Consider the following 16983-nt stretch of genomic DNA (forward strand, 5'->3'; position numbering starts at 1 on the left):
GGTCGTCTCAGCCGAGGCGACCGGCCAGGGCGAAACCGGCCAGGGTCAGCAGCAGCGAGCCCAGTACATGGACGGTGACGGTAAGCGCCGCCCAGCCCAGGCGACCGCTCTGCAGCAGGTTCACCACCTCGGCGGAAAAGGTCGAGAAGGTGGTGAAGCCGCCGCAGAAGCCGGTCACCAGCAGCAGCTTCCACTGGGGGTCCACCCCTGGATAGCGGGAGAAGAAGCCCAGGGCGAGGCCGATCACGAAGCCGCCGACCAGGTTGACCAGCAGCGTGCCCATGGGCAGCAGTGGAAACAGCGCATTGAGGCGCAGGCCGACCCACCAGCGGCAGGCGCTGCCCACGGCACCACCAAACATCACCGCAAACAGCGCATAGGGCATCACAGGTCCTCGTTAACGACGACGGGCGGCCAGGAGCAGGACGGCAACGCCGGCTAGGGCTGACAGCAACGACCCCAGCAGCACGCCGATCTTGACCTCGTCGACCAGGAAGGGCGCACCCGGAAAGGCCAGGGCGCCGATGAACAGACTCATGGTAAAGCCAATGCCACAGAGCAGCGCCACGCCATAGAGCTGCAGCCAGCTGGCGCCCTCGGGCAGCCGCGCCAGACCGCTGCGGATGGCCAGCACCGCCATCAGCGAGATGCCCAGCTGCTTACCGAGAAACAGCCCCAGGGCCACGCCCAGGGGGACCGGATCCAGCAGATTGCCGGGCGTCATGCCGGCCAAGGAGACCCCCGCATTGGCGAAGCCGAACACGGGCACGATCAGGAAGGCCACCCAGGGATGCAGCGCGGACTCCAGCTTGAGCAGTGGCGAGGCGTCGTCGGCCTCGGTATCGCCCAAGGGAATGAACAGCGCCAGGATCACCCCGGCCAGGGTCGCATGGATGCCCGAACGCAGCATGCAGAACCACAGCAGCGCCCCCACCAGCAGATAGGGCAGCAGGGCGGTGACCTTGAGGCGATTGAGCACGAACAGCACCGCCACCAGGCCGGCCGCGGCCAGCAGCATGGTGGTGGAGAGCTCGCTGGTATAGAACAGCGCGATGATCAGCACGGCGCCCAGGTCATCGAGGATCGCCAGCGCCGAGAGAAACACCTTGAGCGACGGCGGCACCCGCGAACCCAGCAGCGACAGCACGCCGAGGGCGAAGGCGATGTCGGTGGCCGCGGGAATCGCCCAGCCCGAGAGGGTCTGGGAATCGTGGCGATTGACCAGGACATAGAGCAGCGCCGGCACCAGCATGCCGCCCAGGGCCGCAAGGCCCGGCAGGGCACGATCGCCCCAGCTGGCGAGTTGGCCGACCGCCATCTCGCGCTTGATCTCCAGCCCCACCAGCAGGAAGAAGACGGCCATCAGGCCGTCGTTGATCCAGTGACCGAGGGACAGACCACCCACATACCAGTGCAGACTGGCGAAGTAGCCCTCGGCCAGCGGCGAGTTGGCGACGATGATGGCGATGGCCGCGGCGATCATCAGCACGACACCGCTGGCCGCTTCGGCCGCGACGAAGCGATTGAGATAGGCCAGGGCCTTGGCCGGGGAAACTGGGGTTGGCATGGGCAGCAGCACTCCGCGCGGCGGCCCGACCTGCGCTCAGTTCAACCTGTCCTACCGCGTGAATGCGGCGACACCCAGCCCCCGATGTTACTACGGCCGCTCGGTCCGTCGCAGCAGAAAATCCTCAGCCGGCCGCGCCCGCTCTAGGCTCTGGGCTGGCCGCCAGCCCACAGGTGCAGGGCCTTTTCCGGCCTTGCCAGGCGCCGTCACTCGGGGGACCATCAGCGCCCTCGTTCTGCCCAGCCGCTGCTTTCCCATGTCCCAGGAACCCCTTACGCCGTCGCCCTCGCCTTCCCGCTCCGCCCGCCTGGTCCAGGGCCTGCGCGCCTTCTGGCCCGCGCCTCTGGCCATCGACGGGCGGGAGCGCCTGCGTGCCAGCGTCGGTGCCGGCCTCGGCATCCTGCTCGCGGCCCTGCTCGCCGCCTGGTGGCTGGAAGGCCAGCCGGTTCACCAGCACGGCGCCCTGGCGCTGGCCCTGGTGGCACCGCTGGGCGCCAGCGCCGTGCTGGTGTTCGCCCTGCCCGCCAGCCCCTTGGCGCAGCCCTGGTCGGTGGTGGGCGGCAATACCCTGTCGGCGCTGATCGGCATCGCCTGCGCCCTGTGGATTCCCGAAGCCAACCTGGCCGCCGCCATGGCGGTCGCCCTGGCCATCGCCGTCATGTTCACCCTGCGCTGCCTGCACCCACCGGGTGGCGCCTCGGCGCTGCTGATGGTGCTGATCGGCGCGCAGGACTTCAGCTATGCCTGGAGTCCGGTGGCGCTGGATTCGCTGTTGCTGGTGAGTGCCGGCCTGCTCTACAACAACCTGACCCGCCGCCCCTGGCCCCATGTGCCGCGCCCGGCCGAGCCGAGCAGCGAGACGCGTCTGCAGCGCGCCGACCTGGACGCCGTGCTGGCGCGCTACAACCAGGTGCTGGACATCAGCCGCGACGACCTCGCCGAATTGCTCGAACAGGTGGAGGCGCGCGCTTACCAGCGCAAGATGGGCGAGTTGCGCTGCGCCGACGTCATGAGTCACGAACCGGTGACGGCCCGCGCCGAGATGCCGCTGCAGCAAGCCTGGGCGCTGATGCGCGCCCGGCGCATCAAGGCGCTGCCGGTGGTGGATCGCCAGGGCCATCTGCTGGGTATCGTCACCGTCGCCGACTTCATGCGGCAGATCGATCTGGACGTCCACGAAGGCCTCGGCTGGCGCCTGAGATCGCTGGTCCGACCGCGCACGCGCCAGGAGGAAAACAGCGTCGGCCACATCATGACCCGCACCGTGCGGGTGGCCAGCGCCGACCGCCTGCTGATCGATCTGGTGCCGGTGTTTTCCGAGAACGGCCACCGCCACATCCCCATCATCGACGGCTCGCGCCGCCTGGTGGGCATCATCACCCAGTCGGATCTGATCCGCGCGCTGTACCAGGCGGTACGGGCCTGACCGCAGCGAGCCGCCCTCGGCTGGGGTTCTGCAGCGAACCTCGCCGCGTTTTCGTCGTCTCAAAGGCACTGTCGCCCATTCCGGGCGACCTGCCAGGAATGTTCGGATGAAAACCGGTCCCGCTCGTGCCTCTTCGTTCTCCGCGCCTCGTGCGCTGCTCGCCAGCCTGGTCTTGGGCGGCGGTCTGCTGCTCGCGGGCTGCGCCGGCAACCCGCCGACCGCGCAGATGGCCGTGACCCAGTCCGCCGTCAACGAAGCCGTGAGCGGCGGCGGCAACCGGTTCGCCCCCATCGAGACCAAGTCGGCCCAGGACAAGTGGACCCAGGCCCAGGCGGCCCTGTCCAACGAGAAATACGACGAGGCCAAGCGCCTGGCCGAGCAGGCCGAGTGGGATGCCCGTCTGGCGACCCGCAAGACCCAGGCCGCCAAGGCCCAGGCGGCGCTGCAGGATGCCCAGAACAGCATCCAGCAGATCCGTGAGGAAGGTCAGATCAACCTCCAGCTGCAACAGAATCTACAGAAAAAGGTGCAGCAGTAAGGCTGCCCGCTCTCTTGAAGGACGAAACCATGCGTAAACGTTTTCTGCTCCCGCTGATGTCGGCGCTGACCCTCACCCTGGCCGCCTGCGCCACCCCGCCCAACCCCAACCTGGAAAAGGCGCGCAACGACTACGCCGCCCTCGAATCCCAGCCCCAGGCCACCCAGCTGGCGGCGCTGGAAACCAAGGACGCCGGCACCTGGCTGGCCAAGGCCGACAAGGCCTACAAGGACGGTGAGAACGAGCGCACCGTCGACCAGCTGGCCTACCTGACCCAGCAACGCATCCAGACCGCCATGCAGACCATCAAGCTGCGCATGGCCGAAGCCGAGCTAAAGAAGGTCGACGCCGAACGCGGCGAGGCCCGCCTCAACACCCGCACCCAGCAGCTGCAGCAACTGCAGAAGGCGATCAAGTAAGGTCCAGGGCGCAGGTCCCCTGGCGGGAATCCTGCGCCCCCTGCCGTGGTCCTCTACTGACCCGCGAGCGTCCTGCTCGCCACAGTCCGGAGGATTTCTCATGCACGCCATACGCCTACGCAAACCCGGTGGTCTGGACCAGCTGGAGCCCTGCGAACTGCCCGATCCCGGGCAGCCGGGGGCTGGCGAGATCCGGGTGCGGATCAAGGCCAGCTCGCTGAATTTCCATGACCTGGGCGTGGTGCTGGGCAAGATGCCGACCGCCGATGGGCGCATTCCCATGTCCGATGGCGCCGGGGTGGTCGAGGCGGTGGGCGCGGGGGTCAGCGAATTCGCCGTGGGCGATCACGTGGTCTCGACCTTCTTTCCCCACTGGCTGGACGGCGAGCCGCCCATCGATGACTTTTCCACCACGCCCGGCGATGGCGTCGACGGCTTCGCCTGCGAGGTGGTAGTACGCCCGGCTACCGCCTTCACCCGCGCGCCCAAGGGCTACAGCCATGCCGAGGCGGCGACCCTGACCACCGCCGGGCTGACCGCCTGGCGCGCCCTGGTGGTGGACGGTGGCCTCAAGGCCGGTGACAGCGTGCTGGTCATGGGGACCGGCGGCGTCTCCATCTTCGCCCTGCAGATGGCCAAGGCCATGGGCGCTACGGTGATCGCCACCTCGTCCTCGGACGAAAAGCTGCAGCGCGCCTATGCCCTGGGCGCCGATCACCTGATCAACTACCGTGAAGAGCCGGAATGGGGCGCCAAGGTACAGGCCATCACCGGCGGCCGTGGCGTCGACATCGTGGTGGAGGTGGGCGGTCCGGCGACCCTGGCGCAATCCATCCAGGCCGCGCGCATCCATGGGCACCTGGCGCTGATCGGGGTGCTCACCGGCGTCGAGGGCCAGGTCCCCACCGCCAACCTGATGCGCCGTCACCAGCGACTGCAGGGTTTGATCGTCGGCAGTCGTCGCCATCAGCAGGAGATGATTCGCGCCCTGGAAAGCACCGGGATTAAGCCGGTCATCGATCGCAGCTACCCGCTGAACGAGATCGCCACGGCCTTCGCCTTCCAGAAGGACGGCAGCCATTTCGGCAAGATCGTCCTGGAGTTCTGATAATAGTCAGACGAAAGCCAGACTGAGCCCAGCAGGCCTCTGCTAGACTTCCGGAATCGTCTCATCGCGTTCCGGAAGTCCCGATGACCTCGCCTGATCCCCTCCCCTATCTCGTCGTCATCGAAGACAACGGGCTGCTCGCCGAACTGCTGAGCAATCACCTCGAAGAGCGACTGGGCTGGACCTGTGTTCGCTTCGACAACGCCGACGATGCTCTGGTGCATCTGCTCCAGCAGCAGCAAAGCCCTGGGCTGGTGATCACCGACCACCTGATGCCCGGCCAGCTGCGTGGCGGCGAACTGGCGGAGATGCTGCTGCAGCGCTGGCCCGCGCTGCCCATGGTGATCACCTCGGGCTACGGCTACGAGATCACCACGGCGCTGCCCGAGCAGGTGATCTTCCTGCAGAAGCCCTGGACGCTGGACGAGGTGGATTCGGCGGTACGCCTGGCACGGGCGCGCCAGGCGGCGGGCTAGACACCCAGCTGGCCGCAGGCCTTGAGCAACTGGTCGATGGTCCAGGGCTTGGGCAGGAACAGCGCCCGCTCCTCGCGCTCGGCGTACTGCTGGCCGGTATAGCCGGAGGACACCAGGATCGGCAATTGTGGAAAGCGCTGACGCACCTGTTTGGCCAGGGCGAGTCCGTCCAGCCGACCCGGCATGCGCACGTCGGTGAACAGGAGATCGGGCGGTAAGGGATCGGACTCGAGCCAACCCCAGGCGGCGTCGGCGGTATCGAAGGACTGGACGGCATAACCTTCCATCTCGAACACCTCCGTCGCCAGCGATCTCAGCACCGGATCGTCTTCGACGACCAGCACGGTGGTAACAGCAGCGGAAGAAACTACATCGGTCATGGCAACGCTACTTCATTAGTACGACTAAATAGACCGAAATTTCTCGAATTGGATCACAAGGCTCGGATGGGCGGCTGGCAGCCGGGTGCCGGCACTTGTCTGATGCCGTAACGGCTACTTAATTCCCTGTCTGTCGGAAAAAGGTGCTGGCAGATCGCTAGCCATCGCCCGACTCTCTTACTCTAAGGCTCTCGCCGGACGTCACCGCCGTCCGCTTCCGCTGCTCACGCGTTCGAACGACCCCATGGCTGAATCCGCTCTCTCCCACGCTGAACTCCAGGCCGAAGTCCGTCGCCTCCGCGCCGCGCTCGACCAGTGCACCGCGCTGCCGCCCCAGGACGCCCAGCGGCGTCTGGCGATCTTTGATGGTGCCATCGATTTCGCCATGATCGTGCTCGATCCGGACGGGGTGATCACCGACTGGAACAGCGGCGCCGAACGCCTGCTGGGCTGGACCGCCGCAGAGATTCGCGGCGCGCCGGTCGAGCGCTTCTTCACCCCCGAAGACAACCAGATCGGCCGGGCCGCGCTGGAAATGCGGCTGGCGCTGCAGGACGGTCGCGCCGAAGACGAACGCTGGCACCTGCGACGCGACGGCACCCGCTTCTGGGCCAGCGGCGAGATGCATCCGCTGCACGACGACGCCGGCCGCCATACCGGCTTCGTCAAGATCCTGCGCGACCGTACGCCCCAGCATCTGGCCGGCCAGGCCCTGCGTGATAGCCAGCGCCACGTGGGCGAGGTGCAGCAGAAACTGGCGGAAAGCGAGCGCTATTGGCGCGGTCTGTTCGAGCAACTGGACGAGGGCTTCATCCTCGGCACCATTCTGCGCGATGAGCAAGGCCGCGGCTGCGACTGGCGCTATGACCAGGTCAACCGAGCCTCGTGCACGCACTTCGGCCTGAGCGCGGAGCAGGCGATCGGCCAGACCGCCCGCACCCTGTTTCCCGAACTCGAAGACCTCTGGGTGGAGGATTTCACCCGGGTGGTGGATACCGGCCAGTCGTTCAGCTACGTGCGGCAATTCCAGGCCAACGGGCGCTGGTACGAAGGTCATGCGCACAAGGCCGGCGCGGAGAGCTTCCTGGTGCTGTTCCTGGATGTCACCGAACGCGAGCAGGCCGCCCAGGCCACTCGCGAAGAAGAGCGCTATCGCCGCGCCCTGGCAGAGCTGGGTGAAGGCTTCAGCCAGCTGAACGACATCGAGGCTGTCACCGAACTCGCCTGCGCCACCCTGGGCACCCTCCTGGATGCCCAGCGGGTGGGCTATGGTCTGGTGGACGCCGAGGCCGAGACCATCACCGTGGAGCGCGACTGGACCCTCCCGGGCGCCGGCAGCCTGAGGGGCACCCTGAATTTCCGCGACTACGGCCGCTATATCGAAGACTTCAGGCGCGGCGAGACCGTGGTCGTCGAGGATGTGCGCGAGGATGATCGCACCTGCCAGAACCTCGCCGCTCTGCAACGGCTGGACACCCGCGCCTTCGTCAGCGTCCCGCTGTTCGAACACGGTCACTTCGTCGCCTTGCTCTACGTCAGCGCCAGCCAAGCGCGGTGCTGGACGCCGGCCGAATTGCAATTCATCCGCGAGGTCGCCGGTCGCACCCGCTCGGCGACGGCGCGGCTGACCGCGGAGCGGGCCCTGCGCGACAGCGAACTCAATCTGCGGCTGGTGGCCGACACCCTGCCCTGCCTGATCGCCTTCGTCGATCGCGAGCTGATCTATCGCTTCGCCAACATCGAGGCGCCCAAGTGGTTCAAGGACGCCCCGGAAAGCATCCTGGGTCGCAGCATGGCCGAGGTCTTCGCGCCGGAGCTGTTCGCGGCCCGGCGTCCGGCCATCCAGGCCGCCCTGGACGGCACCCCGGCGCGGCTGGACCTGCCCTGGGCCTGGCCGGACGGCCGCCGACGCATCGCCGACATCCACTATCGTCCGCGGCGCGATGCGCGCGGGGCGGTGGACGGCTTCTATGTCTTCGCCCAGGACGTCACCGCCCAGCGCGACGCCCAGACGCTGATCCAGGCGCAGAATCTCAGCCTCAGCCAGGAGGTCCAGGCGCGCACCGCCGAGCGTGACCGGCTCTGGGCGCTCAGCGAGGATCTGCTGCTGACCGCCGATTTTAACGGGCAGCTCCTGCGGGTGAGTCCGTCCTGGTCGCGCGGCCTGGGCTATTCCGAAGCCGAGTTGCTCAGCCGCCCCTACCGGGAACTCATCCATCCCGACGATCTGCCAGGTGTGCTGGTGGCACTGGACGAACTGCGCCGCAGCGGCCTGCCGGCGCGGGTGGAAAATCGCGTCCTGGCGGCGGACGGCAGCTGGCGCTGGCTGTCCTGGACGCTGTCGATGGACACCGAACAGGATCGCCTCACCGGCGCCGGGCGCGACATCACCCGGGAAAGGGACGCCGCGGAGACCCAGGCGCTGCTGGAAGAGCAGTTGCGCCAGTCGCAGAAGATGGAAGCGGTCGGCCAGCTCACCGGCGGCTTGGCCCATGATTTCAACAACCTGCTCGCCGGCATCGTCGGCAGTCTGGATCTGCTCACGGTGCGCATCGGCCAGGGCCGGCTGAACAATCTCGAGCGCTACACCACCGCCGCCCAGGGCGCCGCCATCCGCGCCGCCGCCCTGACCCACCGGCTGCTGGCCTTTTCCCGCCGGCAGACGCTGGATCCCAAGCCCACCGACGTCAATCGCCTGGTGGCCGGCATGGAAGACCTGATCCGTCGCACGGTGGGTCCGGCCATCCAGATCGAGGTGGTGGCCAGCAGCGAGCTGTGGTCGACCCTGGTCGATCCGCCGCAACTGGAAAACGCCCTGCTCAACCTCTGCATCAATGCCCGCGACGCCATGCCCGAGGGCGGTCGCATCTTCATCGAGACCGCCAACCGGGCGCTGGATGCGCGCATGGCCCGGGTCCGCGACCTGGAAGCGGGCGAATACATCGCCCTCTCGGTGACCGACAACGGCTGCGGCATGCCGCCCGAGGTGATCGCCAAGGCCTTCGATCCCTTCTTCACCACCAAGCCGATCGGGGTGGGCACAGGGCTGGGCCTGTCGATGATCTACGGTTTCGTGCGCCAGTCCGGCGGCCAGGCGCGCATCCATTCCCAGGTCGATCAGGGCACCAGCGTCACCCTCTTCCTGCCACGCCATCGCGAAGCGGCCACCGGCGTCGACCTCGCCGCCAGCCAGCCGAGCCTGCCGCGCCAGGGTCACGGCGAGACGGTGCTGGTGGTGGATGACGAACCCACGGTACGGATGCTGGTGGTGGAGGTGCTGGAGGAACTGGGCTACGCCGCCCTGGAAGCGGCGGATGCCAGCTCCGGCTTGCGCCTGCTGGAATCCGACGTGCGCATCGACCTGCTGATCAGCGACGTCGGCCTGCCCGGCGGCATGAACGGCCGCCAGATGGCCGACGCCGCCCGCCAGCGCCGCCCGGGCCTCAAGGTGCTGTTCATCACCGGCTACGCCGAGAACGCCGTGGTCGGCAATGGCCACCTGGAGCCCGGCATGCATGTGATGACCAAGCCCTTCGCCATGGACGCCCTGGCGGTGCGCATCCGCGATTTGATCGAAGGGACCTGAGGTCAGCGTCCGAGTGGATCCCCCCTCACCCCAGCCCTCTCCCGGAGGGAGAGGGGGCGGTTGGGAGGCGTGGGTTGATAGCGGCTTTAACCTTATCCACGCTCGATCTGAAGGTTCCAGTGGAAAACGCTGCGCCAGGACATCGGCTGGATCGCGGCCATGGGCCGCTCCTACGGGAAGCGGTCGCGCCAGGCTTGACCACCCCCTCTCCCCCTGGGAGAGGGCTGGGGTGAGGGCGCTCCAGCGCAGAGGTATCCCCTCCGTTGGGCTTCGCTGCGCTCAACCCAACCTACGCGGTCGATCTCGGCCGTAGGGTGGATAACGGCGCAGCCTTATCCACGGATGGCGGGAAGGTTCGCCCAGTAGAAAACGCTGCGCGGTTTTCCACGCTACGCCAGGACATCGGCTGGATCGCGACTATGGCCGCTCCTACGGGAAGCGGTCGCGCCAGGCTCGACCACCCCCTCTCCCCCTGGGAGAGGGTTGGGGTGAGGGCGCTCCAGCGCAGAGGTATCCCTCCGTTGGGCTTCGCTGCGCTCAACCCAACCTACGCGGTCGATCTCGGCCGTAGGGTGGATAACGGCGCAGCCTTATCCACGAATGGAGCCGGGGCTTGCCCAGTGGAAACGCTGCGCGGTTTTCCACGCTACGCCAGGACATCGGCTGGATCGCGGCCATGGGCCGCTCCTACGGGAAGCGGTCGCGCCAGGCTTGACCGCCCCCTCTCCCTCTGGGAGAGGGCTGGGGTGAGGGCGCTCCAGCGCGGAGGTATCCCTCCGTTGGGCTTCGCTGCGCTCAACCCAACCTACTCTGCCGGTACCCGTACCCAGCCTTCCATCAGGCGCCGGGCGCTGCGGCTCATGCTGGCCTTTTCCACCTGCCAGACGCCGCCGACCTCGCGCGCCCGGGCGCCAACCGCCACAGTGCCGGCGGTATGGCCTATGCGGACCTGGCGGCCGTCCAGGTCGCCGGTCAGGGTATGGACCAGGGTCCCCGGCAGCGCCGCGGCCACCGCCACGGCGACCGCGCCGGTACCGGGGATAGCGTGGTGCAGCTTGCCCATGGAGATCATCCGCGCGATGACGTCGAGCTCCTCGGCCTGGACCTGCTTGCCACCCGCCACCCGGTAGGTCTGGGGTGGAGCGATCAGGCACAGCTTGGGCGTATGTGGCCGCTCCGCCGTGGCCTGGGCGACGGTCGCGGCCAGCCCCATGGCCACCGCGCCCGCCGCGCGCAGGGCCTCCAGGCGCGCCAGCAGCGGCCCATCGCCGTTGACCTGCGCCTGGGTTTCGGTGCCGCTCAGGCCCAGGGTCTCGGCGCGCACGAAGACGGTGGGATTGCCGGCATTGAGCAGGGTCACCGGCAGCCGGCCCAGTCCCGGGACGTCCAGTTCGTCGACCGCCCGCCCGGTGGGCAGCACACTGCCGTCGCTGCCCGCCGGATCGAGAAAGTCGAGCACCACCTCGGCGGCCGGAAAGGCCACGCCGTCGAAGCGAAAATCGCCCTCCTCCTGCACCTCGCCATTGGCCACGGGAACGTGGGCGAGGATGCGCTTGCCCAGATTGGCCTGCCAGATGCGCACCCTGGCCAGACCGTCGCGCGGCGCCTGGACCAGGCCCTCGCTGATGGCGAAGGGGCCGACGGCAGCGCTGAGATTTCCGCAGTTGCCCGACCAGTCGATCACCGGTACCTCGATGGCCGGGGCGCCGAACAGATAGTCGACGTCACAGTCCGGGCGGCAGGACGGCGCGATCACCACCACCTTGCTGGTGCTGGAGGTGGCCCCGCCCAGGCCGTCGATCTGCTTGCCGTAGGGATCGGGGCTGCCGATCACCCGCAGCAGCAGCGCATCGCGCGCCGGACCGGCCGGCGGCAGGTCGCGGGCATGAAAGAACACGCCCTTGCTGGAACCGCCACGCATGTAGACGGCGGGGATACGCAGTTGCGGCATTAGAGGTCTCCGTCAGGTGCCTAGGCGAGATAGCGGCCGAACCAGCCCAGGGTGCGGTCCCAGGCCAGGCGCGCGGCGGCTTCGTCGTAGCGCGGGGTGGAATCGTTGTGGAAGCCATGGTTGGTGCCGGCATAGCGATGCACCTCATAGGTCTTGCCGGCCGCCTGGAGCGCCGCTTCGTAGGCGGCGGCGCCCTCGTTGATGCGCGGATCGTTCTCGGCGTAGTGGATCAGCAGCGGCGCCTTGATCGCAGCCACCTCCTCGGCGCGCGGCTGACGTCCATAGAAGGGCACGGCGGCAGCCAGTTCCGGGTAGGCCACGGCGGCCGCGTTGGCCACCCCGCCGCCATAGCAGAAGCCGGTGATGCCGACCTTGCCGGTGCTGAATTCGTGGCCCATCAGGGTTTCCACGGCGGCGAAGAAATCGTTCATCAGCTTTTCCGGATCGACCTGCTGCTGCAGTTCGCGACCCTTGTCGTCGTTGCCGGGATAGCCGCCCATGGCGGTCAGGCCATCCGGCGCCAGGGCCAGGTAGCCGGCCTTGGCCAGGCGCCGGGCGACGTCTTCGATATAGGGATTGAGGCCGCGATTCTCGTGGACCACCACCACCGCCGGCACCTTGCCGCTGGCCTTGGCCGGGCGCACCAGATAGCCACGGACGCGGCCATGGCCCTTGGGCGAGGGGTAGTAGACGTATTCGGCGACGATGTCCGGATCGGTGAACTCGACCTGGGTGGCCAGGGCATAGTTGGGGGTCAGGGCCGCCAGCACCCCGGTGGCCGACAGCCCCAGCACCGCGGCGCAGGCGCCGGCGCGGTCGAGGAAGTCGCGGCGGCTGATGCGACCGTGCACATAGAAGTCGTAGAGCTCGAGCAGTTCGGGCGAGAAATCCTTGGCGGTGAGACGAGTCATCGCGGCGCTCCTCTGGCGGGAAACGGGGCCGCCGGCCCGGTTGGGCGGGCGCCCCGATGGCTCCCGAGTGTGCCGCGAATCGTCTGACTAAGCTACCGTCCGCGCGCCCTCAACCGGACGCCTGCAGCTCCTGCAGGATGGCGATCAGCGCCTCGAAACTGACCGGCTTGTTCAGATGCCGGGCGAAACCTGCCGCCCGCGCCTTGTCGATGTCCAGCGGGGTGCCGTAGCCGGACAGCGCCACCGCCGGCGTGCCGACATTGCGATCGCCCGCCCGTATCTGACGCAGGAATTTGTGGCCGTCCATTTCCGGCATGCCGATGTCGGAGAGGATGACGTCGAAATCCTGCGCCTGGGCCAGCGCCAGGCCGCTCTGGGAGTCGGTCGCGGCGGTGACCAGGATGCCCTCCTCTTCGAGCAGCAGTTGCAGGGTCTCGACGATATCGGGGGAATCGTCCACCAGCAGCACCCGCAGCCCGACAACGGAATGGCCTTCCGCCTGCGCCTCGTCCAGCTGGCGTTCGTCGTCCTGGCACAGCGGCAGCCAGACGCTGAAGCGCGCGCCCAGGCCAAGGCCCTCGGAATGGGCTTCGATGCGCCCGCCATGGGCCTCCACCAGCTGCTTGACCAGTGCCAGGCCGATGCCCAGGCCATGCTGGGCGCGAGCGGTGTATTTCATTTCCGCCTGGCCGAACATGTCGAACACCCGCGGCAGGAAATCCGCTGCTATGCCCTGCCCGGTATCGGTGACATCCAGCCGCGCCTCGTCGCCGTCCACCCCCAGGCTGATCTCCACCTGGCCGCCGGCCGGGGTGAACTTGATGGCGTTGTTGAGCAGATTCCAGACGATCTGGCCAATGCGGGTGGCATCCGCCTGGACATGCAACGGCGTCTCCGGCAGCCGGGTGCAACTCACCTCCACCTCGCCTGCCAGCGGACAAATCACGTCGGCGATCTCGCGCAGCTGCTGGGCCAGGTCCAGACTCCGGCGCTCCAGCTTGAGCTTGCCAGTACGGATGCGCGACAGGTCGAGCAGGTCGTCGATGATCTGCGCCTGGCTGCGCACCGCGCGCTGAATGGCCTCGGTGGCACGGCGCGCCAGGGGTACCTCGCGCAGCACCGGCGAACGGGTCAGCAGCTCGCTGTTGAGCTGGATGAGATTGAGCGGGTGCTTGAGTTCATGGGACATCACCGCGAAGAACTCGTCCTTGAGCTTGCCCAACGCCTGACTCTGGGCCAGATGGTTGGCCGTTTCACTGGCGCGTACGTGATCGGCGGTGGCATCCCGGGCGATCTTGGCATAGCCCTCACCGCCAGAGGCGTTGCTCATACGGCTGAGCACCCCGGTGCAGTACAACCGGCTGCCGTCCTTGCGTCTCAGCCAGCGTTCGTCGTGGGCGACGCCCGCTTCCCGGGCCTGGCGCATCTCGGCGTCCGGTACCTGGGCGGCGACGTCTTCCGGGGTGAAGATCAGGCCCATTGGCTGGCCCAGGGCCTCGCGCTCGCTGTAGCCGAACAGCCGGGTGGCCCCGCCGTTCCAGCTGTTGATGATGCCGGCGGCATCCAGGGTGACGATGGCGTAGTCCTGGATGTTCTGCGCCACCAGGCGCATGTTTTCCTCGCCGGCGCGGGCGCGATCCTGGGCCAGGCGCCGGTCGGTGATGTCGATGAAGGTCAGCACCGCACCCTCGATGCGATCCTCGGCGGTGCGATAGGGCAGCAGTCGCGCCAGGTACCAGCGCTCGTCCTGGCTGCGCACCTCGCGCTCGATCAGCCGGAGCGATTCGAATACCTGGTTGGCGTCGACGGCCAGCTCGGGGTAGTCCAGCCGATGGGTGATGTCGAGCAGCGAACGCCCGGTATCGCTGACGATCATGTTGAAGATGCTCACTGCGCGCGGGGTGAATCTCTTGATGCGCATGCCGCGATCGACGAACACCGTGGCGATGTCGGTGGAGGTGATGAGGTTCTGCAGATCGTCGTTGATCTTGCCGGTTTCCTCGATCTTGGACTTGAGCTCGTAGTTGACGGTGATCAGTTCCTCGTTGATCGATTGCAGTTCTTCCTTGCTGGTCTCCAGTTCCTCGGTGGCCGACCGCAATTCCTCGTTGATCGCCTGCAGCTCCTCGTTGGACGCCTTGAGCTCCTCGGTGGAGGTCTCGGACTGCTCGATGGTCAGCTGCAGCTGCTCCTTGGTGCGCTGCAGCTCGGCCTCCAGCTGGGTGAGCACGCTGTCCTTGGCCTCGGTGTGATCGCCGCCGGCGTCGGTGCTCATGACGTCTTCGACTTCGTCGAAGAGCACCAGCATGTAGTCGGTACTGGTGTCGCTGTCGCGGAAGGGGCGCACCACCATGTTGATGTAGTAGCTGCGGTCGTCGCGCTGGATATGCACGCGACGCGCCTCAACGCTCTTGTTGCTCTGCAACGCCTGGAACAGCGCCGTACGCAGCTCCAGGCGCAGTTCCTCCAGCACCAGCGCTGGCAGGCTGTAGCTGGGCTCGCCGCCGACGTAGCGCAGAAAGCGCCCGGCCCGCTCGGACATGTGCACGATATTGGATTCGCGGTCGACGATGATGCTCGGCGGCGCGTACTGCTCCAGCACCCGCTGATGCACCTCGGCGAAGGAGACCTTCTTGCGCCGGCCGACCTGATGCGGCGGCAGGCGCACGCTGTGCATGCCCGGATTGAGGTTGAGCAGCGGCGTGGGCCGCACCACGCTGGTGGTGTGCTTGGCGCGGTAGATGCGGTTCTTCTTGTCCACCGTGGCGAACAGGCTGCTCTGCACGTCGGCCGACTCGGAGCTGCCGAGGAACAGGTAGCCACCCGGCTTGAGGGCGAAATGGAAGGTGTGCAGGATCTCGGCCTGCACCTCGCGATCCAGATAGATCAGCAGGTTGCGGCAGCTGATGAGATCCAGGCGGGAAAACGGCGGATCGCTGAGCAGGTTGTGCTGGGCGAACAGCACCTTTTCGCGCAGCTCCTTTTTCACCCGGTACTGATTCTGCTCCTTGAGCAGGTGCTGGCGCAGGCGCGCGGGGGCGACGTCGGTGACGATGGAGCCCGGATAGACGCCATGCCGGGCCACCGCCAGGGCGTGCTCGTCGAGATCGGTGGCGAACACCTGCAGCCGGGCGCCGGACTGGCGCAACTCGGCCTGTTCGATCAGCAGCATGGCCAGCGAATAGGCTTCCTCGCCACTGGAACAGGCGGCGCTCCAGACGCGCAGTTCCTGGTCGTCTTCGTTGACCGGCAGGTGCTCGAACAACTCCGGAATGACATCGCGTTCCAGGGCCTCGAAGGCCTCGCGATCGCGAAAGAAGTTGGTCACGCCGATGAGCATGTCCTTGAGCAGCGCCGGCGTCTCTTCCGGATGCTCATGGAGAAAGCCGGCATAGGCCGGCATGTCGGCGATGGCGTTGACCTGCATGCGCCGCTCCACCCGGCGCAGCACCGTGGCGGTCTTGTACTGCTTGAAATTGTGTCCGGTGCGGGTGCGCAGCAGGGTGAGGATGTCGCGCAGCGCCAGCTGCATGGCCTTGCTGGACGGCCCGGGCACCCGGGACTCATAGTCCAGCTGGCGCAATTCGCTCTGGCTCAGGCTGCTGATGGTGGTGGCCAGTTCCAGCAGCTTCTGCGGCATCTCCACCACGGGCAGGATGAAATCCACGGCGCCCGCGGCGATGGCGCTGCTGGGCATGGAATCGAATTCGGCATCTTCCGGCGCCTGGGCCAGGGTCACCCCGCCCTGCTCCTTGATCCGCCCCAGGCCCACGGCACCATCGGCGCCATTGCCCGAGAGGACGATGGCCACGGCATGGGTCCGGTGCACATCGGCCAGGGTGCGAAAGAACAGATCCACCGCCACATGATCGCCCTGGGGGCGTTCCGATGGGCTGAGGCGCAGATAGCCATCGTTCATGGTCAGGTCATGGCCTGGCGGAATCACATAGACCTGCTTGGCCTGGATGGGCACCGGCTGGGTGACTTGCTGCACCGGCAGGCGGGTGGCGCGCTGCAGAATCTGGTCAAGGTTGCTCTGGTGTTCCCGCGACAGGTGCATCACTACCACGAAGGCCATGCCGCAGTCGGCCGGCAGGGCTTCGAAGAAGCGCAGCAGGGCCTGGATCCCCCCGGCGGAAGCCCCGATCCCTACCACCGGAAACGGCAGATCACTGGGGGTCAGGTGCTTGGAACTGTTGGGTTTGGCCACATCTGCCTGGTTGCTCATCTATCCGCCGTCAGAAAATCCGCAAGAAATCGTGATCGCCGCACCTGCACCGATCCAGCCAGCCCCTCCTCCCTTTCACCCGGAAAAGGCCTGCCGCCGGCCGAGTATAACGAGCGCACGCCAAAGGGGCGGCCCTCATCCTGCCGCAAGAAGGCGTAGATCGAGGTGTACCGCCTGAATGGGACTGACGAGCGTCGGGCAAGTGCGAGCGAAACGCGGGAAAGGGTCGGGGTGAGGGTGTCCCACGCTCGGCCATTGGCTACACCGGAAAATACGCGTGGATGAGGCTGCGCCGTCATCCACCCTTGTATCTCGACTACAGCCTCCTCAGGAGGTCATAGTCCCCGACTGATCATCGGGGGAGGATGGCAAGCCGCGTCCACCCTTAAGCCT

The 16983-nt window shown here is 67.2% G+C and carries 11 protein-coding genes and 1 pseudogene; 6 read left to right on the forward strand and 6 right to left on the reverse strand.

The window, feature by feature from the left end; genetic code table 11:
• Positions 1-7: 7 nt before the first annotated feature.
• Complete coding sequence (gene crcB / locus EC839_RS22715; protein WP_007160689.1) at positions 8-385, reverse strand: fluoride efflux transporter CrcB; 378 nt, start codon at positions 383-385, stop codon at positions 8-10.
• 12 nt (positions 386-397) lie between these two features.
• The gene (nhaA, locus tag EC839_RS22720; RefSeq protein ID WP_007160688.1) at positions 398-1567 is read right to left on the reverse strand and encodes a Na+/H+ antiporter NhaA; all 1170 of its coding nucleotides are present in this window, start codon (positions 1565-1567) and stop codon (positions 398-400) included.
• A 256-nt stretch (positions 1568-1823) separates the two neighbouring features.
• On the opposite strand from nhaA, the gene EC839_RS22725 reads away from it, so the two are divergent.
• The 5 genes and pseudogenes from EC839_RS22725 to EC839_RS22745 all read left to right on the forward strand — a co-directional run bounded on the left by EC839_RS22725 (position 1824) and on the right by EC839_RS22745 (position 5534).
• Entirely contained in the window at positions 1824-2993 is a 1170-nt protein-coding gene (locus EC839_RS22725; protein WP_007160687.1) for an HPP family protein, read from the forward strand.
• 106 nt (positions 2994-3099) lie between these two features.
• The gene (locus EC839_RS22730) at positions 3100-3531 is read left to right on the forward strand and encodes a DUF4398 domain-containing protein (protein ID WP_007160686.1); all 432 of its coding nucleotides are present in this window, start codon (positions 3100-3102) and stop codon (positions 3529-3531) included.
• Positions 3532-3560: 29 nt separating this feature from the next.
• Positions 3561-3944 (forward strand): annotated as a pseudogene (locus EC839_RS22735) (DUF4398 domain-containing protein); the annotation flags it as partial.
• A 106-nt stretch (positions 3945-4050) separates the two neighbouring features.
• Positions 4051-5058 carry an NAD(P)-dependent alcohol dehydrogenase gene (locus EC839_RS22740; RefSeq protein ID WP_007160684.1) on the forward strand — a complete coding sequence of 336 codons (1008 nt, stop codon included), beginning with the start codon at positions 4051-4053 and terminating at the stop codon, positions 5056-5058.
• Between the two features lie 83 nt (positions 5059-5141).
• Positions 5142-5534, forward strand: a complete 393-nt coding sequence (locus tag EC839_RS22745; RefSeq protein WP_007160683.1) for a response regulator — start codon at positions 5142-5144, stop codon at positions 5532-5534.
• Here EC839_RS22745 and EC839_RS22750 read toward each other — a convergent pair.
• Entirely contained in the window at positions 5531-5914 is a 384-nt protein-coding gene (locus EC839_RS22750; RefSeq protein WP_007160682.1) for a response regulator, read from the reverse strand. The two genes, EC839_RS22745 and EC839_RS22750, sit on opposite strands and share 4 nt — an antisense overlap.
• 244 nt (positions 5915-6158) lie before the next feature.
• Here EC839_RS22750 and EC839_RS24685 point away from each other — a divergent pair, with 244 nt between their 5' ends.
• The gene (locus EC839_RS24685; protein ID WP_007160681.1) at positions 6159-9500 is read left to right on the forward strand and encodes a PAS domain S-box protein; all 3342 of its coding nucleotides are present in this window, start codon (positions 6159-6161) and stop codon (positions 9498-9500) included.
• An 805-nt stretch (positions 9501-10305) separates the two neighbouring features.
• Here the strand turns inward: EC839_RS24685 and prpF are convergent.
• The 3 genes from prpF to EC839_RS22770 form a co-directional block, all read right to left on the reverse strand.
• Positions 10306-11451 (reverse strand): 2-methylaconitate cis-trans isomerase PrpF, encoded by a 1146-nt coding sequence (prpF, locus tag EC839_RS22760; protein ID WP_007163111.1) that lies wholly within the window; start codon positions 11449-11451, stop codon positions 10306-10308.
• A 20-nt stretch (positions 11452-11471) separates the two neighbouring features.
• A complete protein-coding gene (gene yghX / locus EC839_RS22765) occupies positions 11472-12362 on the reverse strand; it encodes a YghX family hydrolase (protein ID WP_007163110.1) in 891 nt (296 codons plus the stop codon).
• A gap of 109 nt (positions 12363-12471) precedes the next feature.
• Positions 12472-16590: a CheR family methyltransferase gene (locus tag EC839_RS22770; protein ID WP_007163109.1), complete on the reverse strand. Its 4119-nt coding sequence runs from the start codon at positions 16588-16590 to the stop codon at positions 12472-12474.
• Between the last annotated feature and the right edge of the window lie 393 nt (positions 16591-16983).

The sequence above is a fragment of the Pseudomonas sp. JUb52 genome (assembly GCF_004341115.1).
Lineage (GTDB): Bacteria > Pseudomonadota > Gammaproteobacteria > Pseudomonadales > Pseudomonadaceae > Chryseomonas > Chryseomonas oryzihabitans.